General features: G+C 63.0%; 22 protein-coding genes. 10 read left to right on the top strand and 12 right to left on the bottom strand.

Annotation, left to right across the window (positions count from 1 at the left end; all coding sequences use genetic code 11):
- Window positions 1-31 precede the first annotated feature (31 nt).
- The 5 genes from E8E75_RS25465 to E8E75_RS25445 all read right to left on the bottom strand — a co-directional run bounded on the left by E8E75_RS25465 (window position 32) and on the right by E8E75_RS25445 (window position 4,690).
- Window positions 32-958 carry a GGDEF domain-containing protein gene (locus E8E75_RS25465; protein WP_120650009.1) on the bottom strand — a complete coding sequence of 309 codons (927 nt, stop codon included), beginning with the start codon at window positions 956-958 and terminating at the stop codon, window positions 32-34.
- Window positions 959-1,198: 240 nt separating this feature from the next.
- The gene (locus E8E75_RS25460) at window positions 1,199-1,939 is read right to left on the bottom strand and encodes a YciK family oxidoreductase (protein ID WP_153917441.1); all 741 of its coding nucleotides are present in this window, start codon (window positions 1,937-1,939) and stop codon (window positions 1,199-1,201) included.
- Window positions 1,940-1,967: 28 nt separating this feature from the next.
- On the bottom strand, window positions 1,968-2,648 hold the full coding sequence (gene mupP / locus E8E75_RS25455) for an N-acetylmuramic acid 6-phosphate phosphatase MupP (protein WP_174235565.1): 681 nt from the start codon (window positions 2,646-2,648) through the stop codon (window positions 1,968-1,970).
- On the bottom strand, window positions 2,645-3,343 hold the full coding sequence (ubiG, locus tag E8E75_RS25450) for a bifunctional 2-polyprenyl-6-hydroxyphenol methylase/3-demethylubiquinol 3-O-methyltransferase UbiG (protein ID WP_120650012.1): 699 nt from the start codon (window positions 3,341-3,343) through the stop codon (window positions 2,645-2,647). Before ubiG ends, mupP begins: the two co-directional genes overlap by 4 nt.
- Before the next feature lie 21 nt (window positions 3,344-3,364).
- The gene (locus tag E8E75_RS25445) at window positions 3,365-4,690 is read right to left on the bottom strand and encodes a TRZ/ATZ family hydrolase (protein ID WP_120650013.1); all 1,326 of its coding nucleotides are present in this window, start codon (window positions 4,688-4,690) and stop codon (window positions 3,365-3,367) included.
- A gap of 113 nt (window positions 4,691-4,803) precedes the next feature.
- Between E8E75_RS25445 and mtnA the strand changes: the two genes are divergently transcribed.
- From mtnA to cmk, 7 genes are all read left to right on the top strand, one after another.
- A complete protein-coding gene (mtnA, locus tag E8E75_RS25440; protein ID WP_120650014.1) occupies window positions 4,804-5,880 on the top strand; it encodes an S-methyl-5-thioribose-1-phosphate isomerase in 1,077 nt (358 codons plus the stop codon).
- Between the two features lie 243 nt (window positions 5,881-6,123).
- Complete coding sequence (gyrA, locus tag E8E75_RS25435; protein ID WP_120650015.1) at window positions 6,124-8,901, top strand: DNA gyrase subunit A; 2,778 nt, start codon at window positions 6,124-6,126, stop codon at window positions 8,899-8,901.
- Window positions 8,902-8,999: 98 nt separating this feature from the next.
- Window positions 9,000-10,085 carry a 3-phosphoserine/phosphohydroxythreonine transaminase gene (serC, locus tag E8E75_RS25430; protein WP_120655160.1) on the top strand — a complete coding sequence of 362 codons (1,086 nt, stop codon included), beginning with the start codon at window positions 9,000-9,002 and terminating at the stop codon, window positions 10,083-10,085.
- Window positions 10,082-11,179 (top strand): prephenate dehydratase, encoded by a 1,098-nt coding sequence (pheA, locus tag E8E75_RS25425; RefSeq protein WP_174235598.1) that lies wholly within the window; start codon window positions 10,082-10,084, stop codon window positions 11,177-11,179. The genes serC and pheA overlap by 4 nt, the downstream gene beginning before the upstream one ends.
- 79 nt (window positions 11,180-11,258) lie before the next feature.
- A complete protein-coding gene (gene hisC / locus E8E75_RS25420; protein WP_153917445.1) occupies window positions 11,259-12,371 on the top strand; it encodes a histidinol-phosphate transaminase in 1,113 nt (370 codons plus the stop codon).
- Between the two features lie 4 nt (window positions 12,372-12,375).
- Window positions 12,376-14,607, top strand: coding sequence for a bifunctional prephenate dehydrogenase/3-phosphoshikimate 1-carboxyvinyltransferase (locus E8E75_RS25415; protein ID WP_120650018.1), 2,232 nt, complete (start codon window positions 12,376-12,378; stop codon window positions 14,605-14,607).
- Window positions 14,604-15,290, top strand: coding sequence for a (d)CMP kinase (gene cmk, locus E8E75_RS25410; RefSeq protein WP_120650019.1), 687 nt, complete (start codon window positions 14,604-14,606; stop codon window positions 15,288-15,290). Before E8E75_RS25415 ends, cmk begins: the two co-directional genes overlap by 4 nt.
- Before the next feature lie 69 nt (window positions 15,291-15,359).
- Here the strand turns inward: cmk and E8E75_RS25405 are convergent, their stop codons facing one another.
- From E8E75_RS25405 to rlmE, 4 genes are all read right to left on the bottom strand, one after another.
- The gene (locus E8E75_RS25405; RefSeq protein WP_120650020.1) at window positions 15,360-17,036 is read right to left on the bottom strand and encodes an MFS transporter; all 1,677 of its coding nucleotides are present in this window, start codon (window positions 17,034-17,036) and stop codon (window positions 15,360-15,362) included.
- Window positions 17,037-17,382: 346 nt separating this feature from the next.
- Window positions 17,383-17,463: a DUF2388 domain-containing protein gene (locus E8E75_RS25400; RefSeq protein WP_256661060.1), complete on the bottom strand. Its 81-nt coding sequence runs from the start codon at window positions 17,461-17,463 to the stop codon at window positions 17,383-17,385.
- Window positions 17,424-17,636, bottom strand: a complete 213-nt coding sequence (locus E8E75_RS25395) for a DUF2388 domain-containing protein (RefSeq protein WP_256660933.1) — start codon at window positions 17,634-17,636, stop codon at window positions 17,424-17,426. Before E8E75_RS25395 ends, E8E75_RS25400 begins: the two co-directional genes overlap by 40 nt.
- A gap of 112 nt (window positions 17,637-17,748) precedes the next feature.
- A complete protein-coding gene (gene rlmE, locus E8E75_RS25390) occupies window positions 17,749-18,369 on the bottom strand; it encodes a 23S rRNA (uridine(2552)-2'-O)-methyltransferase RlmE (protein ID WP_120650021.1) in 621 nt (206 codons plus the stop codon).
- Window positions 18,370-18,642: 273 nt separating this feature from the next.
- Here rlmE and E8E75_RS25385 point away from each other — a divergent pair, with 273 nt between their 5' ends.
- The 3 genes from E8E75_RS25385 to E8E75_RS25370 all read left to right on the top strand — a co-directional run bounded on the left by E8E75_RS25385 (window position 18,643) and on the right by E8E75_RS25370 (window position 22,219).
- A complete protein-coding gene (locus tag E8E75_RS25385; protein ID WP_120650022.1) occupies window positions 18,643-20,271 on the top strand; it encodes an NAD(P)/FAD-dependent oxidoreductase in 1,629 nt (542 codons plus the stop codon).
- A gap of 11 nt (window positions 20,272-20,282) precedes the next feature.
- Complete coding sequence (locus tag E8E75_RS25380; protein WP_120650023.1) at window positions 20,283-21,014, top strand: RNA methyltransferase; 732 nt, start codon at window positions 20,283-20,285, stop codon at window positions 21,012-21,014.
- A gap of 626 nt (window positions 21,015-21,640) precedes the next feature.
- Window positions 21,641-22,219 (top strand): flavin reductase family protein, encoded by a 579-nt coding sequence (locus E8E75_RS25370; protein ID WP_153917448.1) that lies wholly within the window; start codon window positions 21,641-21,643, stop codon window positions 22,217-22,219.
- Window positions 22,220-22,431: 212 nt separating this feature from the next.
- Here the strand turns inward: E8E75_RS25370 and E8E75_RS25365 are convergent, their stop codons facing one another.
- The 3 genes from E8E75_RS25365 to E8E75_RS25355 all read right to left on the bottom strand — a co-directional run bounded on the left by E8E75_RS25365 (window position 22,432) and on the right by E8E75_RS25355 (window position 24,963).
- Window positions 22,432-22,857 carry a VOC family protein gene (locus E8E75_RS25365; RefSeq protein ID WP_153917450.1) on the bottom strand — a complete coding sequence of 142 codons (426 nt, stop codon included), beginning with the start codon at window positions 22,855-22,857 and terminating at the stop codon, window positions 22,432-22,434.
- Window positions 22,858-22,953: 96 nt separating this feature from the next.
- Window positions 22,954-23,868: a LysR family transcriptional regulator gene (locus E8E75_RS25360; protein WP_120650026.1), complete on the bottom strand. Its 915-nt coding sequence runs from the start codon at window positions 23,866-23,868 to the stop codon at window positions 22,954-22,956.
- 174 nt (window positions 23,869-24,042) lie between these two features.
- A complete protein-coding gene (locus E8E75_RS25355) occupies window positions 24,043-24,963 on the bottom strand; it encodes a LysR family transcriptional regulator (protein WP_120650027.1) in 921 nt (306 codons plus the stop codon).
- Window positions 24,964-25,007: the final 44 nt, after the last annotated feature.

Here is a 25,007-nt window from a genome sequence, read left to right as displayed (position 1 = left end):
TTGTCTGTCTATTGTGCGGCGAGCACGTCGATCAGCCAGCCATGGACAGCCGATTGCGGCCTTCACGCTTGGCCACATAGAGGGCGTTGTCCGCACGACGCAGCAGGCTTTCCACCGATTCCGCAGGCAGTAGGGTGGCGCAGCCCAGGCTGATGGATAGGTCCAGCGGGTGACCTTGCGCCAGGCATTGTAGTTCGAGGATGCCCATTCGCAGGCGTTCGCCCACTATCGCCGCTGCGTCGCGGCAGGTGCCGGAGAGCAGCACGAGGAATTCCTCGCCGCCAAAGCGGAACACCATGTCGACGTTGCGCAGGCGCGATTTGAGCGTGTTGGCCACCGCTTTCAATACTTCGTCGCCGGTGCCATGACCGAACTCGTCGTTGATGCGCTTGAAGTGATCGATGTCCAGCATCAGCACTGACAGCGGCTGCAGGTTGCGACGGGCCAGGTCCACTTCGCGTTGCAGCGTCTGCTCCATGGCAATGCGATTGCCGGTGTCGGTCAGCGGATCGCGCAGGGCACTCTGGACCGCCGCACGGTAGAGCAGGGCATTACGCAGCGGGAAGAGCAGGGTGGATAGCAGGGACTCGAGCTGGTTGAGTTCGTGTTCGTCGAAGCGCTGATTGCGGCGGAAGATAAGTTCCCCCAGGTACTCACCTTCGTGAGTCAGGCGATAGCCCGCGGAGTGGCTGGAACGGTTGCCGTATTCCAGGCGCAGATCGCTGCTCTGGTGCTGATAGCCCAGGGCGTCGAGAGAGACCAGGCGCTGCACTTCGGCGAAGAACAGGCTGACGATGCGTTCCACCTCCAGGCTGGTCTGCAACTGCAGGTTCAGCTGGCGACGTAGTTCGGCCAGGCTGATTGGACGCAGCTTGGGTTGGCGCTTGCTGGAGAAGCCGAGGCGCTGCAGCTTGGCGGCGTCGAAATCGATGGTGTTGGACTGGGAGGGAGGAACCATTGAGTTGAACCTCTGACGCTATGTGCGACGACACCAGGGGTAGAGCTATTTTCGTGCCAGGAGTTTCTGGCTATTAAAAATTGCTTTAATTTCAGGTGTTTAGCTGTTATCTGCCATGTCGTGCGGCAAGCCATTGCCGGCCTGGTGGCGAAATCATGGCAATGTGATGCCGGTCACAGGGAAGCGCCGCCGGAAAACTGGCGGAGGCTGCGGCGATCGGATGACCGCCGCGGAGGGAGGTCATTGCGCGTCGAAAGCCTGGCCGTTAACACCAGCGCTGTCTGGCCCCATGAGATAGAGGTAGACAGGCATGATTTCGGCGGGTTCCGGATTGTTGTCAGGATTTTCACCGGGATAGGCCTGGGCGCGCATATCGGTGCGGGTAGCACCGGGATTGACGCTGTTGGAGCGCACGCTGGCAATGCCGTCAACTTCGTCAGCCAGGACCTGCATCAGTCCCTCGGTGGCGAACTTGGAGACCGCGTAGGCGCCCCAGTAAGCGCGTCCCTTGCGGCCGACGCTGCTGGAGGTGAAGACCACCGAGGCGTCTTTGGACAGTTTCAGCAGCGGCAGCAGTGTGCTGGTCAGCATGAACATGGCGTTGACGTTGACCTGCATGACGCGCATGAAGTTGTCGCCCGAGAGCTGCTCGATGGGCGTGCGCGGACCAAGGATCGAGGCGTTGTGCAGAATGCCGTCGATATGGCCGAATTCCGTTTCCAGGGTTGCCGTCAGTTCGTCGTACTGGTGCGGCTGGGCGGTTTCCAGGTTGAAGGGAATCACGGCGGCTTGCGGGTGGCCGGCGGCCTCGATCTCGTCATACACCGCGTTCAGGCTGGCTTCGGTCTTGCCCAGCAGAAGCACGGTGGCACCGTGGGCAGCGAAGGTCTTGGCGGCGGCGGCGCCGATGCCGCGACCGGCACCGGTGATCAGGATGACCCGGTCCTTGAGCAGATCGGGGCGGGCGGAATACTGGAACATTTGAATCTCCTACGGGGCGCTCCGGGTTTCAGCAGCTGCACAGCGCGCGGTCGAGCACTGCGCGCAGTTCGAGCGGATGGTGGACTACAACGTCGGCGCCCCAGTGCGCGGGGTTGTCGCTGGGGTGGATGTAGCCGTAGCTGACCGCAGCGGTGCGGGTGCCGGCGGCGCGGCCGGATTCGATATCGCGCAGGTCGTCACCAACGAAGAGTACTGCAGCCGGGTCCAGGTTCAGCTTGCTGCAGGCGAGCAGCAGCATTTCCGGGTCCGGCTTGCTGTTCTTTACGTGGTCGGGGCAGATCAGCACGGCGGATCGTCCGGCCAGGCCGAGCTGCTCCATGATGGGTTCGGCAAATCGCACCGGCTTGTTGGTCACCACGCCCCAGATCAGTTTGGCCTGTTCGATATCCGCCAGAAGCTCGTCGATGCCGTCGAACGGACGGGTGAGCACGGCGCAATGCTTCTGGTAGCGCTCCAGGAATTCCAGGCGCAGGGGTTCGAACTCCGGGGATTCCGGGTCCATCTCGAAGGCGCAGGCGACCATGGCGCGGGCGCCGCCGGAAACCACGTCGCGGATCGCCTTCTCGTCCCGGGCTGGTAGGCCGCGTTCAGCGAGCATGGACTGGCAGATAGCAATGAAGTCCGGCGCCGAGTCGAGCAGGGTGCCGTCCATATCGAAAAGTACCGCTTGAAGACGCATGCCGGTCATTCCTCGCGCAGGGTCTGGATCATGTAATTGACGTCGACGTCTGCTTCCAGCTTGTAGTGCTTGGTAAGCGGGTTGTAGGTCAGGCCGATGATGTCCTTCACCGAGAGGCCGGCGGCGCGGCTCCAGGCGCCGAGTTCTGACGGGCGGATGAACTTCTTGAAGTCGTGGGTGCCGCGCGGCAGAAGGCGCATGACGTACTCGGCGCCGACGATGGCGAAGAGGTAGGCCTTGGGATTGCGGTTGATGGTGGAGAAGAATACCTGTCCGCCCGGCTTGACCAGGGTGTAGCAGGCGCGAATCACCGAGGCCGGGTCCGGCACATGTTCGAGCATTTCCATGCAGGTGACCACGTCGAACTGGCCAGGCATCTCGGCAGCCAGTGCTTCGGCGGTGATGCGGCGGTACTCCACCGGTACGCCGGATTCCAGCTGGTGCAACTGGGCGACCGCCAAAGGCGCTTCGCCCATGTCGATGCCCGTCACGGTGGCGCCACGCTGGGCCATGGATTCGCTGAGGATGCCGCCGCCGCAGCCGACGTCCAGCACTTTCTTGCCGGCCAGCTTGACGCGCTCGTCAATCCAGTTGACTCGCAAGGGATTGATGTCGTGCAGGGGTTTGAACTCGCTCTCGCGGTCCCACCAGCGGTGGGCGAGGGCCTCGAACTTGGCGATTTCGACGTGATCGACGTTGGTCATGGAATGTCCTCGAAACAGAATTCAGCGGCCGGCGATGCGTTCGCCCCAGGCGCGGGCAGTGGCGCCCAGGCGCTCTTCGTCCAGGCGCGTCAGGCGGCCGTCGTCCAGCAGTTGCCTGCCGTCGACCCAGAGGTGCCGCACCGAATCGCGCCCGGTGGCATAGATGAGTTGGGAAACCGGATCGTAGACCGGTTGCTGGGCTAGCCCGGAAAGGTCGAAGGCTACCAGGTCGGCGGCCTTGCCCAGTTCCAGGGAGCCGGTGTCCTGCTCAATTCCCAGGGCCCGCGCACCGTTAAGGGTGGCCATCCGCAGCGCGCGATGGGCATCCAGGGCGCTGGCCGAGCCAGCTACCGCCTTGGCCAGCAGGGCGGCTGTGCGGGTTTCGCCGAGCAGGTCCAGGTCATTGTTGCTGGCCGCGCCATCGGTACCGACGGCGACGTTCACGCCGGCTTGCCACAGACGCTCTACCGGGCAGAAGCCGCTGGCCAGCTTGAGATTGGATTCGGGGCAGTGAATCACGTTGCTGTTGCTTTCCACCAGCATGGCCAGGTCGGAATCGTCCACCTGGGTCATGTGCACGGCCTGGAAGCGCGGGCCCAGCAGGCCGAGGCGCGCCAGGCGGGCCATGGGGCGTTCGCCGCGTTGTTCCAGGCTTTGCTTGACCTCGAAGGCGGTTTCCTGAACGTGCATATGAATGCCGGCGTCCAGTTCCTCTGCCAGTACGCGAATGCTCTCCAGTTTGTCATCGCTGACGCTATAGGGTGCGTGAGGGCCGAAGGCGACCTTGATGCGAGGGTGGTGCTTGAGATCGCTGAACAGCTCGACGCCACGGCGAATGGCCTCGGCGGAGTCGGCGGCGCCGGGAATCGGGAAATCCAGCACCGGAATGGCCAGTTGTGCCCTGATGCCTGTCGTGTGGATGACGGCGCTGGCCTGGGCCGGGAAGAAATACATGTCCGAGAAGCAGCTGATGCCGCCCTTGATCTGTTCGGCCACGGCCAGTTCGGTGCCGTCGCGGACAAAAGTCTCATCGACCCACTTGGCCTCGGCAGGCCAGATGTGTTCCTGTAGCCATGTCATCAACGGCAGATCGTCGGCCAGTCCACGGAACAGGGTCATCGCAGCGTGGCCGTGGGCGTTGATCAGGCCGGGAGCCAGCAACATGCCCGGCAGTTCACGGCGCTCGCGCGCCTCAACGCGCAGTGCCACGTCCCGGGGGGCGAGCAGGGCGATGCGACCGTCGCGGATGCCTAGCGCGTGATCCCGCAGCACCACGCCGGCGGGTTCTACCGGGACTATCCAGGATGGGAGCAGGAGCAGGTCGAGCGGGGCATTGGAGCTGGGCATGGCGGCGCATCCTGGGCGCAAATCGAAGTGGCGGCAGTATACCCGAGCCAGAAGACCTCCGGCTCGCTATAATCTGCGGTTTTTCCGCGAGTTACGGGGTGGCGAGGTGGTCGATGCGTGAACAACTGTTAGCAGCCGAGAAGGTCAAGGCGATCGACTGGCGTGACGGCGTACTTCATCTGCTCGACCAGCGCGTGCTGCCTGCCGAGGAAGTCTGGCTGTCCTACGATTCCGCCGAAGGCGTCGCACAGGCCATTCGCCAGATGGTGGTGCGCGGTGCGCCGGCCATCGGTATCAGTGCCGCCTATGGCGTGGTGCTGGGCGCCCGGGCGCGTATCGCCGCCGGTGGTGATTGGCGCGCGGCGCTGGAAGCGGACTTCAAGGTGCTGTCCGAATCGCGGCCGACGGCGGTCAACCTGTTCTGGGCACTGAACCGCATGCGCGAGCGTCTGGAGCGCGTGCGTGAGGGCGAAACCCCGCTGCAGGCGCTGGAAGCCGAGGCCATTTCCATCCATCTGAGCGATCGCGAAGCCAACCTGACCATGGCGCAGCTGGGCATGGAGCTGATTCGCAAGCACCAGGGCAGTCCGCAGGCGCTGTTGACCCACTGCAATACTGGCGCCTTGGCCACCGGAGGTTTCGGCACCGCCCTCGGGGTGATTCGGGCGGCCCATCTGGATGGTCTGGTGGAGCGGGTCTATGCCGACGAAACCCGTCCCTGGCTGCAAGGCGCACGCCTGACGGCCTGGGAGCTGGCCAACGAAGGTGTGCCCGTGAGCCTCAATGCCGACGCCGCTGCAGCTCACCTGATGAAAACCGCCGGGATCACCTGGGTGATCGTCGGTGCCGACCGCATTACCGCCAATGGCGATGTGGCCAACAAGATCGGTACCTACCAGTTGGCGGTCAACGCCATGCACCACGGTGTGCGCTTCATGGTGGTCGCGCCTAGCTCCACGATCGACATGTCCCTCGAAAGCGGGGATGACATCCCGATCGAAGAGCGCGATGGCTCTGAGCTGCTGGACCTGGGTGGTCGTCGCGTCGCAGCGGAAGTTCATGCGGTCAATCCGGTATTCGATGTGACTCCGGCGGACTTGATCGATGCCATTGTGACCGAGAAGGGAGTGGTCGAGCGTCCCGACGCCGCCAAGATGGCTCAGCTCATGTGTCGCAAGCGCCTTCATTGAGCCATCAGGGCGGCTATTTCACCCTGCCGGCAGGCCGCCCGGCGGGGTAGGTGCGAGACGGTGACTGTGGTAAGCTCCGGCAGTTATTGCCGCCCCTCTGTTGAGGCGGCCCAATTGCACAGATCCTTGGCTTAACTCGTTGATTTGTCGTGAGTCGCTGCAGCATCTGGCCGCAGTGACGAGCTTCGCGCCGCTCAGGACGAGAGGGGCGGAGTTTCATCAGAAAAAGGAACCAGGCTTCTCATGGGCGAACTGGCCAAAGAAATCCTCCCGGTCAATATCGAAGACGAGCTGAAACAGTCCTACCTCGACTACGCGATGAGCGTGATCGTCGGGCGCGCCTTGCCGGATGCGCGCGACGGCCTGAAGCCAGTGCACCGTCGCGTTCTCTACGCGATGAGCGAACTGGGCAACGACTGGAACAAGCCCTACAAGAAGTCCGCCCGTGTGGTGGGTGACGTGATCGGTAAGTACCACCCGCATGGTGATACCGCGGTCTACGACACCATCGTACGTATGGCTCAGCCCTTCTCGCTGCGCTACATGCTGGTGGACGGCCAGGGCAACTTCGGTTCGGTGGACGGCGACAACGCCGCGGCCATGCGATACACCGAAGTGCGTATGTCCAAGCTGGCACACGAGCTGCTGGCCGACCTGGACAAGGAAACCGTGGACTGGGTGCCCAACTACGACGGCACCGAACAGATTCCCGCGGTCATGCCGACCAAGATCCCCAACCTGCTGGTCAACGGTTCCAGCGGCATTGCCGTTGGCATGGCCACCAACATCCCGCCGCACAACCTGAGTGAAGTCATTGACGGCTGCCTGGCGCTGATGGACAACGCCGACCTCACGGTCGACGAGCTGATGCAGTACATCCCGGGTCCTGACTTCCCGACAGCAGGCATCATCAACGGTCGCGCCGGCATCATCGAGGCATACCGTACCGGCCGTGGCCGCATCTATATCCGCGCCCGCGCCGAGATCGAAGACATGGAAAAGGGCGGTGGTCGCCAGCAGATCATCGTCACCGAGCTGCCCTACCAGCTGAACAAGGCGCGTCTGATCGAGAAGATCGCCGAGCTGGTGAAAGAGAAGAAGATCGAAGGCATCACCGAACTGCGTGACGAGTCCGACAAGGACGGCATGCGCGTAGTGATCGAGCTGCGCCGTGGCGAAGTGGGCGAGGTGGTGCTGAACAACCTCTACTCCCAGACCCAGATGCAGAGCGTCTTCGGTATCAACGTCGTGGCCCTGGTCGATGGCCAGCCGCGCACGCTGAACCTGAAGGACATGCTCGAAGTGTTCATCCGTCACCGCCGAGAAGTGGTGACTCGCCGTACCGTCTACGAGCTGCGCAAGGCCCGTGAACGCGGGCACATCCTCGAAGGTCAGGCCGTAGCCCTGTCCAACATCGACCCGGTGATCGAACTGATCAAGTCTTCGCCGACTCCGGCCGAAGCGAAGGAGCGCCTGATCGCCACTGCCTGGGAATCCAGTGCCGTGGAGGCCATGGTCGAACGTGCGGGTGCCGACTCCTGCCGTCCGGAAGACCTGGACCCGCAATACGGCCTGCGCGAAGGCAAGTACTACCTGTCGCCAGAGCAGGCCCAGGCCATCCTGGAACTGCGCCTGCACCGCCTGACCGGCCTGGAGCACGAGAAGCTGCTGGCCGAGTACCAGGAAATCCTCACCCTGATCGGTGAGCTGATCCGCATCCTCACCAACCCCGAGCGCCTGATGGAAGTCATCCGCGAGGAGCTGGAAAAGGTGAAGGCCGAGTTCGGCGACGCCCGCCGCACCGAGATCGTCGCGTCCCAGGTGGACCTGACCATCGCCGACCTGATCACCGAGGAAGAGCGCGTGGTCACCATCTCCCACGGCGGCTACGCCAAGTCCCAGCCGCTGGCTGCCTACCAGGCCCAGCGCCGTGGCGGCAAGGGCAAGTCGGCCACTGGCGTGAAGGACGAGGACTACATCGAGCACTTGCTGGTCGCCAACAGTCACGCCACGCTCCTGCTGTTCTCCAGCAAGGGCAAGGTCTACTGGCTGCGCACCTTCGAAATTCCGGAAGCCTCGCGTACCGCGCGTGGCCGTCCGTTGGTCAACCTGCTGCCGCTGGACGAGGGCGAACGCATCACCGCCATGCTCCAGATCGACCTGGAAGCACTGCAGCAGAGCGCAGGTGCCGACGAGGACCTGGAAGAAAACGAAGGCGTGGTGATCGAAGGCGAAGTAATCGAAGCCGAAACCGGCGACGATGAAGGCGCCGACCTCGACGACGAACAGGACGAGCCCACTGGCGCCTACATCTTCATGGCTACCGCATTCGGTACTGTGAAGAAGACCCCGCTGGTGCAGTTCAGCAAACCGCGTTCGAACGGTTTGATCGCCCTGAAGCTGGAAGAAGGTGACACCCTGATCGCTGCGTCCATCACCGACGGCGCCAAGGAAGTCATGCTCTTCTCCGACGGTGGCAAGGTCATCCGCTTCAAGGAAAAACATGTCCGCACCATGGGCCGAACCGCCCGCGGCGTTCGCGGCATGCGCCTGCCGGAAGGCCAGAGCCTGATTTCCATGCTGATCCCGGAACAGGGCGCGCAGATCCTTTCCGCCTCCGAGCGCGGTTACGGTAAGCGCACTCCGCTGGAAGACTACCCGCGTCGCGGTCGCGGCGGCCAAGGCGTGATCGCCATGGTCACCAACGAGCGTAACGGCAAGCTGGTCGGCGCCGTGCAGGTGCAGGACGGCGAGGAGATCATGCTGATTTCCGACCAGGGCACCCTGGTACGTACCCGTGTCGACGAAGTCTCCAGCTCCAGCCGTAATACCCAGGGCGTGACCCTGATCAAGCTGGCCAAGGACGAAACCCTGGTCGGTCTGGAGCGGGTCCAGGAGCCCTCTGGTGGCGACGAGGACGACGAGCTGGAAGAGGGTATCGATGCGAACGTGGAGACCGTGGACGACGTCCAGGGTGATGACGTTCAGCAGGATGAAGCCCAACCGGCTGGCGACGAGTAATAGTTGTAGAAACGGGCAGGCCGTCGCCGGCCTGTCCATTCGGTAGGTAACAATTGGCGGGGGCATTGGTGCCCCCGCGCTACCCAGTGAGAATGGATGTGAGCAAGCGAGCCTTTAACTTCTGCGCCGGCCCGGCCGCGCTTCCGGAAGCTGTTCTGCAACGCGCCCAGGCGGAACTCCTCGATTGGCAGGGTAAAGGCCTGTCCGTCATGGAAATGAGCCACCGCAGCGACGAATACGTTGCCATTGCCGAAAAGGCCGAGCAGGACCTGCGCGACCTCCTGTCCATTCCCTCCAACTACAAGGTGCTGTTCCTCCAGGGCGGCGCCAGCCAGCAGTTCGCGGAGATCCCGCTGAACCTGCTACCGGAAGACGGCGTGGCCGACTACGTCGACACCGGTATCTGGTCGAAGAAGAGCATCGAGGAAGCCAGCCGCTTCGGTCGCGTCAACGTCGCAGCAAGCGCCAAGGGCTACGACTACTTCGCGATCCCCGGCCAGAACGAGTGGCAGCTGTCGAAGGATGCCGCCTACCTGCACTACGCCTCCAACGAAACCATCGGCGGCCTGCAGTTCGACTGGATTCCGGAAGTAGGTGACGTCCCCCTCGTGGTGGACATGTCCTCGGACATCCTCTCCCGCCCGATCGACATCTCCCGCTTCGGCATGATCTACGCCGGCGCGCAGAAGAACATCGGCCCGAGTGGCCTGGTAGTGGTCATCGTTCGCGAAGATCTGCTCGGCCGTGCCCGCGCCAACTGCCCGACCATGCTCAATTACAAGGTCGCTGCCGATAACGGCTCCATGTACAACACCCCGGCCACCTTCTCCTGGTACCTCTCGGGCCTCGTCTTCGAGTGGCTGAAAGAGCAGGGCGGTGTCGAGGCCATGGAGCAACGCAACAAGGCGAAGAAGGAACTGCTCTACGGCTACATCGACAAGAGCGCTTTCTACACCAACCCGATTGCCATCAACGCCCGCTCCTGGATGAACGTTCCGTTCCGCCTGGCGGATGAGCGCCTGGACAAGGACTTCCTCGCCGGCGCCGATGCCCGTGGCCTGCTCAACCTCAAGGGCCACCGCTCGGTAGGCGGCATGCGTGCTTCCATTTACAACGCCGTTGGCCTCGATGCAGTCGAAGCCCTGGTGGCCTACATGGCGGAGTTCGAGAAGGAGCGCGGCTGATGTCCGAGCAAGAACTCAAGGCGCTGCGCCTGCGCATCGACAGCCTCGACGAGAAGATCCTCGATCTGATCAGCGAGCGTGCTCGCTGCGCCCAGGACGTAGCGCGCGTGAAGATGGCCGCCCTGCCGGAAGGCGAGAAGCCGGTCTTCTATCGCCCGGAGCGCGAGGCCTGGGTCCTCAAGCACATCATGGATCGCAACCAGGGCCCGCTGGACAACGAAGAGATGGCGCGGCTGTTCCGCGAAATCATGTCTTCCTGCCTGGCCCTGGAGCAGCCGCTCAAGGTTGCCTACCTCGGTCCGGAAGGCACCTTCACCCAGGCTGCGGCGCTCAAGCACTTCGGCCACGCGGTGATCAGCTCGCCGATGGCCGCCATCGACGAAGTATTCCGCGAAGTGGCCGCGGGTGCGGTCAACTTTGGCGTGGTACCGGTGGAAAACTCCACAGAAGGTGCTGTGAACCACACCCTGGACAGCTTCCTCGAGCACGACATGGTGATCTGCGGTGAGGTGGAGCTGCGTATCCACCACCACCTGCTGGTGGGCGAGAACACCAAGACCGACAACATCACCCGCATCTACTCCCATGCCCAGTCCCTGGCCCAGTGCCGCAAGTGGCTGGACGCTCACTACCCGAATGTCGAGCGCGTGGCGGTGTCCAGCAACGCCGACGCCGCCAAGCGGGTGAAGAGCGAATGGAACTCCGCCGCCATCGCCGGTGACATGGCCGCCAGCCTCTATGGCCTGACCAAGCTCTGCGAGAAGATCGAGGACCGCCCGGACAACTCCACGCGTTTCCTCATCATCGGCAGCCAGGAAGTGCCGCCTACCGGCGACGACAAGACTTCGATCATCGTCTCCATGCGCAACAAGCCGGGCGCCCTGCACGAGCTCCTGGTTCCGTTCCACAATAACGGCATCGACCTGACCCGCATCGAGACCCGCCCGTCCCGCAGCGGCAAGTGGACCTACGTGTTCTTCATCGACTTCGTAGGCCACCATCGCGACCCGCTGATCAAGGATGTGCTGGAGAAGATCAACCAGGAAGCCGTTGCCCTGAAGGTGCTGGGTTCCTACCCCAAAGCGGTGCTTTGAATTCGCGACGGGCCGTTGCGCTCCAGCCTGGGTTGGGGCGCGCTACGGCGGCCCCGAGCCCGTAGTTGAGGCTGAATCCATGAGCTGTGACTTCCTCGCCCTTGCCCAAGCGGGCGTGCAGAAACTTTCGCCCTACGTACCCGGCAAACCAGTGGATGAACTGGCCCGCGAGCTGGACCTGGACCCGGCCGGCATCGTCAAGCTGGCCAGTAACGAAAACCCGCTCGGCCCGAGCCCCAAGGCCCTCGAAGCCATCCGCAGCGAACTGGCCGAGCTGACCCGCTACCCGGACGGCAATGGTTTCGAGCTCAAGCGCCGCCTGGCCGAGCGCTGCGGCGTGACCCCGGCGCAGGTCACCCTGGGCAACGGTTCCAACGACATTCTCGACCTGGTCGCCCGTGCCTACCTGGCACCGGGCCTGAATGCCGTGTTCAGCGAGCACGCCTTCGCCGTATACCCCATCGCCACCCAGGCCGTAGGAGCTGCCGGCAAGGTAGTTCCGGCCGAGGACTACGGCCATGACCTCCCAGCCATGCTGGCAGCCATCGACGCCAATACCCGCGTCGTGTTCATCGCCAACCCGAACAACCCCACCGGCACCTGGTTCGGTCCGGCGGCACTGGAAGATTTCCTCGCCAAGGTCCCGGAGAACGTACTGGTCGTGCTGGACGAGGCCTACATCGAGTACGCCGAAGGCGAAGAGCTGCCCGATGGCCTGAACTACCTGGCCCGTTATCCGAACCTGCTGGTATCGCGTACCTTCTCCAAGGCCTACGGCCTGGCGGCGCTGCGCGTGGGCTACGGACTCTCCAGCGCCCAGGTGGCCGACGTGCTCAATCGCGTACGTCAGCCCTTCAACGTCAACAGCCTGGCCCTGGCCGCTGCCTGCGCCGCGCTGGATGACGCCGAATACCTGGCCGAGAGTCGCCGCATCAACGATGCCGGCATGCTCCAGCTGGAAGAGGGCTTCCGTGCGCTGGGTCTGACCTGGATTCCCTCCAAGGGCAACTTCATCGCCGTAGATTTCGGTCGCGACGCCGCTCCAATCAACCAGGGCATGTTGAGTGAAGGTGTGATCCTGCGCCCAGTGGCCGGTTACGGCATGCCCACTTTCCTGCGCGTCTCCATCGGCCTGCCGGCCGAGAACGCCCGTTGCCTGGAAGCACTGGCCAAGGTGCTCGGCCGTGGCTGATGTCATGACCGCGCAACAAGGCACCCCTATCTTCGGGCGCCTGGTGGTGATCGGCCTTGGCCTGATCGGTGGCTCCTTCTCCAAGGGGTTGCGCGAGAAGAACCTGTTCACCGAAGTGGTAGGGGTGGACAAGGACCACGAGTCCTGCCGCATCGCCGTCGAGACCGGCGTGGTCGACCGCTGCGAGAGTGACCTCGCTGTGGCCTGCCGCGGTGCCGATGTGATCCAGCTGGCCGTACCCATCCTCGCCATGGAAAAGCTCCTCGCCGAACTGGCCCAACTGGACCTGGGCAGCGCCATCCTGACCGACGTCGGCAGCGCCAAGGGCAATGTGGTGCGCGCGGCGCGCCGGGTCTTCGGTGGCATGCCGGCTCGCTTCGTGCCCGGTCACCCCATTGCCGGCTCGGAGAAGAGCGGGGTAGAGGCTGCCAATGCCAGCCTGTTCCGCCGCCACAAGGTCATCCTCACGCCGGTGGAAAACACCGATCCGTTGGCCCTGAAGTGCATCGACCAGCTCTGGCGGGCCCTGGGGGCGGACGTCGAACACATGGAGGTCGAGCATCACGATGAGGTGCTCGCCGCGACCAGCCACCTGCCGCACTTGCTGGCATTCGGTCTGGTCGACTCGCTGGCCAAGCGCAGCGAGAATCTGGAAATCTTCCGTTATGCCGCCGGTGGCTTCCGTGATTTCACGCGAATCGCCGGCAGCGACCCGGTGATGTGGCACGACATATTCCTCGCCAACCGCGACGCCGTGCTGCGCATCCTGGACGCATTTCGCGATGACCTCGACGCCTTGCGCGGCGCGGTTGACGCAGGGGACGGGCATGAATTGCTGGGCGTGTTCACCCGCGCCCGCTTCGCCCGCGAGCATTTCAGTAAAATCCTGGCCCGCAGGGCCTATGTGGACGCCATGCACAATAACGATCTGATTTACCTGGCGCAGCCGGGTGGCAAACTCGCCGGCCGTGTTCGCGTTCCGGGCGACAAGTCCATTTCCCACCGTTCCATCATGCTCGGCTCCCTTGCCATCGGGACCACCGAGGTCGAAGGCTTCCTTGAGGGCGAAGACGCCCTGGCGACCCTGCAGGCCTTCCGCGATATGGGTGTGGTCATAGAAGGGCCGCACCACGGCCGCGTGACCATCCACGGTGTCGGCCTGCACGGCCTGAAGCCTCCGCCCGGCCCGCTGTACCTCGGCAACTCCGGTACTTCCATGCGCCTGCTCAGCGGCCTGCTGGCGGCCCAGCCGTTCGACACCACCCTGACCGGCGACGCCTCGCTGTCCAAGCGTCCGATGAACCGCGTGGCCAAGCCGCTGCGCGAAATGGGCGCGGTCATCGAGACTGGCGCTGAAGGCCGTCCGCCGTTGACCATTCGCGGTGGCCAGCGACTGTCCGGCATGAACTATGAAATGCCCATGGCCAGCGCCCAGGTCAAATCCTGCCTACTGCTCGCCGGCCTCTACGCCGCCGGTGAAACCGCCGTCACCGAACCCGCCCCCACCCGCGACCATACCGAGCGCATGCTGCAAGGCTTTGGTTACCCGGTGAAGGTGGACGGCAACACCGCCACCGTCGAGAGCGGCCACAAGCTCAGCGCGTCCCGTATCGAAGTGCCTGCCGACATCTCTTCCGCCGCCTTCTTCCTGGTGGCTGCGAGCATCGCCGAAGGCTCCGAACTGGTGCTGGAGCACGTTGGCATCAACCCGACCCGTACCGGCGTTATCGACATCCTCAAGCTGATGGGCGGCGACATCACCCTGGAGAACCAGCGTGAAGTGGGCGGCGAGCCTGTTGCTGACATCCGCGTGCGTGCGGCCAAGCTGAAGGGCATCGACATTCCCGAAGACCTGGTGCCACTGGCCATTGACGAATTCCCGGTACTCTTCGTCGCCGCCGCCTGTGCCGAAGGCCGTACCGTGCTGCGTGGTGCGGAAGAACTACGCGTGAAGGAGTCCGACCGTATCCAGGTCATGGCCGATGGCCTGCTGGCGCTGGGCGTGAAGGCCGAGCCGACTCCCGATGGCATCGTCATCGAAGGCGGCCCCATTGGCGGCGGCGAAGTCTGGAGCCATGGCGACCACCGTATCGCCATGTCCTTCAGCGTGGCTTCGCTGCGCGCCAGCGCGCCGATTCGCATCCATGACTGCGCCAACGTCGCCACCTCCTTCCCGAACTTCCTCGGCCTCGCGGCCCAGTCCGGCATCCGCGTAGCGGAAGAGGGCAAGGCATGAACGCCAACGTGCCCGTGATCGCCATCGACGGACCCAGCGGCTCCGGCAAGGGCACTGTCGCCGGCCTGCTGGCCAAGCGCCTGGGCTGGCGCCTGCTGGACTCCGGCGCGCTGTACCGTCTGCTGGCCTTCGCCGCGCGCAACCATGGCGTCGACCTGACCAACGAGGAATCCCTCAAGGTCCTGGCTGCGCACCTGGATGTGCAGTTCAATGCCAAGGCCGGTGGTGGCCAGAGCATCGTGCTGGAGGGTGAAGACGTCACCGACGTGATCCGCTCCGAGCAGGTCGGCGCTGGCGCCTCCCAGGTCGCCGCGTTGCCCGCCGTGCGCGAAGCCCTGCTGCAACGTCAGCGCGCCTTCCTCGAGGCGCCGGGCCTCGTGGCCGATGGTCGCGACATGGGCACCGTGGTGTTTCCGCAGGCACAGCTGAAGATATTCCTCACCGCCAGCGCCGAGGAGCGTGCCCGTCGCCGCTACCTGCAGCTCAAGGGCAAAGGCATGGAGGCCGACCAGGTCGCCTTGCTGAAGGAAATCCAGGACCGCGACGAGCGCGACAGCCAGCGTTCCGTGGCGCCGCTGAAACCGGCCGTGGATGCGATCATCCTCGACTCCACCAGCCTCAGCATCGACGAAGTCCAGAACAAGATTCTCGAAGCCTTCTCCGCCCTCGGCCTGGACGACTGAGTCCCGACCGATACAGAAAAGCCGCAGTCACAGACTGCGGCTTTTTCGTTTGCGCGCCAGGGCGCGCCCTCACGTGTGACGAATGTCCCGGTCCTTGGTCTCGGGCAGGAACAGCGTGCCGAGAATGGCCGTCATCAGCGCGATGACGATGGGGTACCAGAGTCCGAAGTAGATATCCCCTGTGGCCGCCACCATGGCGAACGACACCGTGGGGAGGAATCCGCCGAACCAGCCGTTGCCAATGTGGTAGGGCAGCGACATCGAGGTGTAGCGGATGCGCGCCGGGAACAGCTCTACCAGCCAGGCGGCGATTGGGCCGTAAACCATGGTCACGTAGATCACCAGGATGGTCAGGAGCAGCAGTACCATCGCGTAGTTGGTCTTGGCAGGGTCGGCCTTCTCCGGGTAGCCGGCGTCTTTCAGGGCCGCGCCCATGGTGGCGGTGAAGGCGTCGTTTTGGGCCTTGAAATCGGCTGCTGGCATTCCGGTGCCTTCGAAGCTCGGAAGCACCTTGTCGCCGATGCGGATTTGCGCAACGGCGCCCGGCTCGGCCTTCTCGTTCTGGTAGGGGATGGCTTTCTTCGCCAGCAGGCTCTTGGCGATGTCGCAGGAGCTGGTGAATTTGGCCTTGCCTACCGGATCGAACTGGAAGGAGCACTGGTCGGGATCGGCGACCACGGTGACCGGGTTCTTCGCCTGCGCCGCGAACACGTCGGGGTTACCGTACTGGGTCAGCGCATGGAAGATCGGGAAGTAGGTCAGAGCCGCTATGACGCAACCCGCCATGATGATCTTCTTGCGGCCGATGCGATCCGACAGGCTGCCGAACAGGATGAAGAACGGCGTGCCGATGAGCAGCGATCCGGCGATCAGCAGGTTCGCCGTCTGCGGATCGATCTTCAGCATCTGCAGTAGGAAGAACAGCGCGTAGAACTGCCCTGTGTACCAGACAACGGCCTGCCCGGCGGTGCCGCCGAACAGTGACATGATCACCACCTTCAGGTTGTCCCAGCGAGCGAAGGACTCGGTCAGCGGTGCTTTGCAGGCCTTACCTTCAGCCTTCATCTTCATGAATATCGGCGACTCGCTGAGCTGCAGGCGGATGTACACCGAGATGATCAGCAGCAGGATCGACAGCAGGAACGGAATCCTCCAGCCCCAGGCCTCGAAGGCTTCGGTGCCGAGGATAGTGCGGCATGCGAGGATCACCAGCAGCGACAGGAACAGGCCCAGCGTCGCGGTGGTCTGGATCCAGGACGTGAAGAAGCCGCGCTTGCCCGGCGGCGCATGCTCCGCCACGTAGGTCGCCGCGCCACCGTACTCGCCACCCAGCGCCAGGCCCTGCAGCAGACGCAGCGTGATCAGGATGATCGGCGCCGCCACGCCGATGGTGGCGTAACCGGGCAAGAGGCCCACCACGGCAGTGGAGATGCCCATGATCACAATGGTGATGAGGAAGGTGTATTTGCGCCCGATCATGTCGCCCAATCGGCCAAACACTATGGCGCCGAAGGGGCGCACAGCGAAGCCCGCGGCGAAGGCGAGCAGGGCGAAGATGAAGGCTGTGGTTTCGTTCACGCCAGCGAAGAAGTGCTTCGCGATGATCGCGGCGAGCGAACCGTAGAGGTAGAAGTCGTACCACTCGAACACGGTACCCAGGGACGAGGCGAAGATGACCTTGCGCTCCTCCTTGGTTATCCCGCGGTTGGGCGTGCTGCCCGTGGATGTTTCGCCTATTGTCGCCATGAGTCTTCTCCGTCTTGTTCTTTTTGTAGGCCGGAGTATCCAAAACCGTTACCGCACTCAGGCCTTAGGACTGATGCCATCGGATTACGGATTGCGCAAAGCATGGAAACAGACTGACAACCTCACAGGACATGCGAGGTTCATGAGAAGAATAATCACCATCTCGCAGATATCCACTCGCAACCCTATCGAACTCGGGCACGAAACCGGTGCATCGCCAGAAGGACCTGCGCATTGCCAGCCGAAATACCGAATCCAGCTGGCACAGGGCTCATTGCAGATGACCCTTGAGGTTCGCTCGGTGTTCCCACAATTTTCGGACTTGATGCGACGCTGCGGCAGCGGCTCAGCCCAGGCCGGCGATGGCCAGGGCCAATTGCATGTCGCTCAGTGTGGATTGCGGATGCGTGTGCCGATAATGACGCAGCGCCTGCTCCAGCCGCGTGCCATGGATTCGCCTGCGGAAGCGACGTAAGCCAGGGCGTCGTCACGGGCTGCCTGGCAGGTACGCATGGGATGGCTGGTGGATTCACTGATGGCTACGGAGCCAACGCTGGAGGCAATGGTGAAGTGGTCGAACGAATTGCCTTGCCCGTCCATGGCCCACGCCTGGCCTGCGGCCAGGAGCGTGGTTATCGTCCGCGTGCATGCTCGCTTCAGGTAATGATCCTATACCTGTGCGGTTTGCCGGGAGCCTGATGGAGGCGGCGCCTTATCCTTTAAATCCTTTCGCCACCAGATATACCTCCCGCGATCGCGGCCGCGACGCCTCTGGCTTGCGTATCACCACCTTCTCGAATGAAGTGCGAACGTCCTTCAGGAAAACGTCAGAGCCTTCACCCTGGAAGACCTTGACCACATAGTTTCCATTGAGCTTGAGCACCTGCCGGACCATGTCGAGGGTGAGTTCGACCAGGTACATCGAGGAGGCCTGGTCGGCGGCAGCGACGCCGCTGATATTGGGGGCTATGTCGGAGACGATCAGATCAGGCTGCCTGCCGCCGAGCTTGTCGAGAATCTGCTGGAACACGGCGTCGTCGGTAAAGTCGCCCTGTATGAAATCGACGTTCTCCAGCCCGTCCATCGGCAGAATGTCCGTGGCCAGTACCCGTCCCTTTTCGCCCACCAGACCCCCGGCCACCTGTGACCAGCCGCCGGGGGCGGAGCCAAGATCCATGACCAGCATGCCGGGGCGTATCAGCTTGTCCTTCTCGTTCAGCTCAATCAGCTTGTAGCTGGAGCGGGAGCGCAAACCATCCTTCTGGGCCTGTTTGACGTAGGGATCGTTGACGTGTTCATCCAGCCAGCGACGGCTGCTTTTGGATCGTTTCATTTAAGGGCCAACCACGGAAAATCAATGTGAGGAGCGGACCAATGCATGGGGCAGGGGGAGCTGTTGGTCGCAGAGCGGCGGCAATTATAAGCCGATAAAACTGCGCAGGTTTTATCCGCAGGGCGGGGGTGGGGCAGGGGCGATCAGTGCGGGCGCCTTCCGGAGCTTCATCAGGCCAAGCCTGACAGGGGAGGGTGGCGGCGGGTACAATTCGCCTCCTACTTCACCCCTCTTTTGCTTCCTTTGCCGGATTCACCGGCCAGGATTACCGCCATGATTCGCATCACCGAACTGTCTCTGCCCCTCGATCACTCCGCCGATGAGTTGCGCAAGGCCATCGTCAATCGCCTGAGTATCAGCGACGCCGACCTGCTGAACTTCACCGTATTCAAGCGCAGCTACGATGCCCGCAAGAAAAACAGCGTCATTCTGTTCATCTACATCATCGACCTGGAGGTTCGCGACGAGGCGGCGATTCTGGCGCGCCTGGCGGATGACCACAACGTACGCCCAGCCCCGGACACCCACTACTATCCAGTAGGGCAAGCACCGGCCAGCCTGAGCGAGCGGCCGCTGGTCGTGGGCTTTGGCCCCTGTGGGTTGTTCGCGGCGCTGTTGCTCGCGCAGATGGGGTTCAAACCCATTGTGCTGGAGCGCGGAAAGGACGTGCGACGCCGCACGAAGGATACCTGGGCACTGTGGCGCAAAAAGGTCCTGACCCCGGAATCCAACGTGCAATTCGGCGAGGGCGGCGCCGGCCTTTTCTCGGACGGCAAACTCTACAGCCAGATCAAGGACCCCAAGTTCTACGCCCGCAAGGTGATGTCCGAGTTCGTCCGCGCCGGTGCTCCGGACGAGATCATGTACGTGAGCAAGCCGCATATCGGCACCTTCCGTCTTACCGGCGTGGTATCTGCCATGCGCGAGGAGATCATCGCCCTCGGCGGCGAGGTGCGATTTGAAAGCAAAGTGACCGACCTGCTGATCAACGACGGCCAGCTCGAGGGCGTTGTTTTGGCCAGTGGTGAAACACTCCACAGCCGCCATGTTGTACTGGCGCTAGGTCATAGTTCCCGCGATACCTTCCGTATGTTGCACCGGCAGGGCGTGTTCATGGAGGCCAAGCCCTTCGCCGTGGGTTTCCGCATCGAACACCCGCAAGGCATGATCGACCAGGCCCGCCTGGGGAAATATGCCGGCCATCCGGAGCTCGGCGCCGCCGACTACAAGCTGGTGCATCACGCCAGGAATGGCCGTGCCGTCTACAGCTTCTGCATGTGCCCCGGCGGTACTGTGGTAGCGGCCACTTCCGAGCCGGAACGAGTCGTGACCAATGGTATGAGCCAGTACTCTCGCAACGAACGCAATGCGAATGCCGGCATAGTCGTCGGCATCAATCCGGAGCAGGATTTCCCAGGCGGTCCGCTGGCCGGAGTGGAGTTCCAGGAGCGCCTGGAATCCCGCGCCTATGAATTGGGTGGCAGCGATTACTGTGCGCCCGCGCAATTGGTGGGGGACTTCATTCGCGGAGTGCCGTCGGCCGAGTTTGGCGAGGTGGAGCCTTCCTACAAACCCGGCGTACGGCTGGGCGATCTTGCGCCCTCGCTGCCGGACTATGCGATCGAGGCCATCCGTGAGGCGCTACCGGCATTTGGCAAGCAGATTCGCGGCTTTGATCGCGATGACGCGGTGCTCACCGGTATCGAGACCCGCACCTCATCCCCGGTCCGTATCACCCGCGACAACGAGACATTGCAGAGCCTCAACCTGCGAGGCCTGTATCCGGCCGGTGAAGGCGCCGGTTATGCCGGTGGCATTTTGTCGGCGGGCGTGGATGGCATCAAAGTCGCCGAAGCGGTGGCCAAATCGCTTCTGTCTCAGACCGAAGCGCAGAGCGACTGAGCAACGGATAGATGAAACTCGACGACATCAAGAAACTCCACCAGAAAAAATACCGGGCCGAGTTCGGTTATTTTCTGGTGGAGGGCGAACACCTGTTGCTGGAGTTACAAAAAGCGGCCTTGCAGAACCCGCTGCTACAGCGCAGTCAGCTGTATGTAACTGGCGCCTACGAGCACTGGCAAAGCCCGTTTGAAACCCATGTGATCAACGACCGCCAGATGGCGCAGATCGCCGATACCCAGACACCGCAGGGAATAATTGCGCTGGTGCCAATGCCGGCGAAAGCCGCGCCGGTTTCTGCTCCCAGTCAGAACGAACGCGCCATTTACCTGCATGAAATTCAGGACCCGGGCAATCTCGGCACCATCCTGCGTACGCTGGCGTGGTTCGGTAATTTTCGCTGCCTGCTCAGTCCCGGTAGCGTCGATCCGTACAATCCCAAAGTCGTCCGCTCCAGCATGGGCGCCATTTTTCATGCGCCCATGGAACTGGATGTGGAACTGGACTCCTTGCGTACGCGCTTCGAGCGCATTGCCTGCCTGGATATGAATGGCGACAGCTTGCAATCCGCCAGTTTCAAGACGTTCGATTGTTATCTGTTCGGCAACGAAGCTCGTGGCGTGCCCCGCGAGCAACTGATCGCGCTCAACGCCCAGCCTTTTACGATTCCCGGCTGTGGCGCCATCGAATCGCTGAACCTGGCCGCAACGGTCAATATGTGTGCGTACGAGTTGAACAGATAGCGGATCAAGGAACCGTTCTCTCGAAGCGCTTCGTGAAGCAGTGACGAGGGATACAGTTTCCGCAAAAGAACGGGCCCCTTGGGCCCGTTCTTGTTTGTCGTGATTGTGTGATTGGCCGGTCAACTAAATCGACTGCGCCGCTCGCGCATTCACCTCGACCGCCGGCTCCACATCGATCGCCTCCATGCTCAGATGCGCTGTCTCCCGGAGCAGGAACGAGCACACCGCCACCATCGTCAGCCCCATAAGCCGCCACCCCGAACGGGCTGCCCGTTGCAATCAGGATGGCCGTCGCGAGGCTGGACGCCGTGCCACCGCCGAAGGCCGCGCCGATCTGGTAGGCGGCGGACATGCCGGGCCCAGAAGAAGCGCGCCTTCGAGGACGAGATCGATCGCGAACCTGGCGTGACGCCGCTCAAGCAGTGGAAGCTCTAGCTGGCAGGTGCGGCTCGTCGGGGCGCAGGGAGAGCCGCCTGTCGCGCTCTAGGCCCGGAGCTTCATCCGAGGCTGGGTCCAGCCGCGCGGGTTCGCAGTGCGTGGTGAGTGCGGCGTGCAACCTGCATAATCCGCGCATCGCCCGAGCTGGCTGCGGCATGCAGTCAGCGCTTCCCGAACGAGGTTTATCCATGAATGAGCACATCGCGCCGGTGGCGCTGGACCGCGCCTATCGCGTGCTGAATCACGGCCCGACCGTGCTGGTTTCCGCCAGTCATGGCGGCGTCGAGAATGTCATGGCCGCCGCCTGGTCCTGCGCCCTGGACTTCTCGCCGCCGAAGGTGACCGTGGTGCTGGACAAGGCCACCCGCACTCGCTCACTGGTGGAGAGCAGCGGCCTCTTTGCCCTGCAGGTACCCAACCTCAGCCAGCTCGAACTGACCTACAAGGTAGGAACCCGCAGCCTCGACGAGGCACCGGACAAGCTCGCGCAGTGCGACGTGGAGCTGTTCCGCATGGACGGTTTCGATGTGCCGCTGGTAGCCGGCAGCTCCGCCTGGCTGATCTGCAAGCTGATTCCCGAACCCCACAACCAGCAGACCTACGACCTGTTCATCGGCGAGGTGGTGGGCGCCTGGGCCGACACCCGTGTATTCAGGGATGGTCATTGGCAGTTCGAGACGGCCGCGCCCCACTGGCGCAGTCTGCACTACATCGCCGGCGGTCACTTCTATGCCATAGGCGAGGCGGCGGTGGTGAAGGACGTCTGAACGGCCCCTTGTGGGGAGGCGTCAATCACAAGTAAACGGGGGAGCTCGGCGCAAGCTGGCAAATCGTGGCCCGGATGAACATGTAGGAGCGAGCTTGCTCGCGAACAGTTCGAGCACGATCTTTCGCAAGCAAGAACTCGGCGTCCCCCTCGCTCCTGCAGAAAGTAAATTTCGAGTTATCACCGGCAGCGCCGATGACGCATGGCCACGCCCTACCTGGCAAAGAGCTGGCCGATATCCTTGAAGGCCTTGAACTCCAGGGCATTGCCGCACGGGTCGAAGAGAAACATGGTGGCCTGCTCGCCCACCTGACCCTTGAAGCGGATGTAGGGCTCGATCACGAAGCGGGTACCGAGGGATTCCAGGCGCTCGGCCAAGGCTTCCCACTGTGACCATTCCAGCACCACGCCGAAATGCGGCACGGGCACGTCGTGGCCGTCCACCGCGTTGGTGTGGGCGTGGTGCTGCGAATCGGTCTTCGGATGCTCGTGGATCACCAGTTGGTGACCGAAGAAGTTGAAGTCCACCCATTGGCTGCTGGAGCGGCCTTCTTCAAGGCCGAACACCTCGCCATAGAAGGCACGGGCTGCGGCAAGGTCGTATACGGGAATGGCCAGGTGGAAAGGAGAAAGGCTCATCGAAAACTCCGGCGGCTCGTCATTGGAGGCTTCAATGTTCGATTCGAATCTGCTGGGGCGAAAGCGAATTGCTCCTTCGCTCAGCCAAAAGGATTCTTATGCTCGCAGCTTGCTCTTGAGATTGTTGGCCATTTCTTCCACGTAACTGTGGGCTGATGGATGGATGACCTTGCGGAACAGCTCGACCTGCGGCAGCGCCTTGTTGGCGTAGCGGCACACCAGCACGATTTCCCGTGTGAAGGCCAGTTCGCCGAGGGGATGCACCCGCGCTGTGGTACCGCCGCGGGACCAGATGCCGGCGAAGGGAATGATGGCCACGCCCAGCCCGGTTTCCACCATGCGTACGATGGCGTCCAGGTCATCCAGTTCCATCACCTGGTTCACCTGCAGCTTGCGGTCCTTGAGGAACCTGCCCACCAGGCGCCCGCCGAACGACTTGCTGTCGTAGCGAATGAAGGGGTGGCGTACGAGCGTCTGGGCGATGCAGTCGACCTGGGTGCCCGGCGGGTGGATCAGTACGAAGGGCTCCTCCAGCACGCTTTCCATGTGCATTTCCTTGGCGAGCGGGAAGGGCGGCTTGATGATCAGTGCCAGGTCCAGGTCGCCGGCCTCGACCTGGCCTACCAGGTCGAGTGAAACGCCGGGAATCAGCCTGGCCTCCATCAGCGGTGCGGCTTCCTTGAGGCGTCTGAGCGTCTCCGGCAGGACGCCGGTCTGCACCGTGCCGATAGCGCCGATGTTCAGCGCACCTCGATAACCCTCCAGGGTTTCCGGCAGGCACATTCGCGCATACAGCTCCAGCATTTCCTCTGCCAGCGGCAGCACTCGCTGCCCATTGGCGTTGAGGCTGACCGACTTGGCTGTGCGATCGAACAGTTGCATGCCGAGCGCATCTTCCAGGCTCTTCATCTGCGCACTGACCGCCGCCTGGGTCAGGCTGACCTGCCGCGCCGCGGCAGAAAAACTGCCAAGCCCGGCCACCGCCACGAATGTCCTGAGTTCTCTGATCACCGCAGGCTACCTACCCTGGAACTGGTGCGGTCATGCTACCGAAGATGCAGGCGTGTGCAGGGTGAAAAGCGTTTTTCTTTCCGCCATTTTCGAGTGGAAGCGACCTTGATCGCGAACGAATTCGCTCCCACGAAGCAGGTGGTGATCGTTGGGCTTCGCTGCGCTCTGACCAACCTACGGAGTGTCATGAGTTTTTTGCGCCAGGCGCTCACGGCAGAAGTCGACGAACAGCTGCGCCGGCTTGGTCAATTGGCCGCGCTTGAGGCGGGCGGCTACCAGGCCGGAGGTGGCGACGGGTTCGGTGATATCGACAGTGACCACCTTCTTGCCGTCGTAGGTGCATTCCGAATGGGGGCGGGTGACCAGCAGGGAGAAGCCGAAGCCCTGGCCGACCATGCCGCGCACCATCTCGATCGACGGCGAGCTGAAGACGATGTTGGGTGTCAGGCCCAGCTCGTGGAACAGGCTGACGAAGTAGGTTCGGCTCGGCTGCACGTCCAGCAGGATCATCGGCTCCAGGCAGAGGTCGCGCAGAGAGACTTGGGCTTGCTTGGCGAAGCGGTGGTTCTCTGGCAGCAGGGCATACGGCTTCTGCGGCGGCATCAGCGGTTCGGTGGCGATGGTGCTGTCCAGATCGTGTTCGTAGAGGAAGGCAAGGTCGAAGGTGCCGGCAGTCAGGCCTTGCACCAGTTCCTGCTGCTCCCCGTCGCGGATGCGGATGTCGACGCCGGGATACTGCTCACGAAACCCGGCGATGAGCTGGGGCAGGTAGAGCGGGGCGACGGTCTCGAAACAGCCGATGTCGATCTGTCCGGCGACGATGTCGTTGTCGGCCAGGGCGTTCTGTTCGAACTCGCGAGCCACACGCAGCAGCTCCTGGGCCTTTTCGTAGAAACGCGTGCCGCTTGGCGTCAGGGACACGCCCTGGGCGTGATGGCGGATGAACAGCTGTACGCCGAAGCTTTCTTCCAGGCCCTTGATGGCGGTGGAGATGGACGGCTGGGCGATGTACAGCTTGCGCGAAGCTTCGGCCACGCTGCCAGCTTCCACGGTTGTCACGAAATACTTGAGTTGTCGCAAGGTATAGGTAGCCACGGGCACCTCTGCTTGTTGGCCGCCTGCGCGCGTGCGGGTGGCTC

Origin of the sequence: Pseudomonas sp. BN606 (genome assembly GCF_029873115.1) — a bacterium.
Classification (GTDB): domain Bacteria; phylum Pseudomonadota; class Gammaproteobacteria; order Pseudomonadales; family Pseudomonadaceae; genus Metapseudomonas.
Note: the sequence above shows the minus strand (reverse complement) of the source record. Positions and strands in the feature narration are given on the sequence as shown.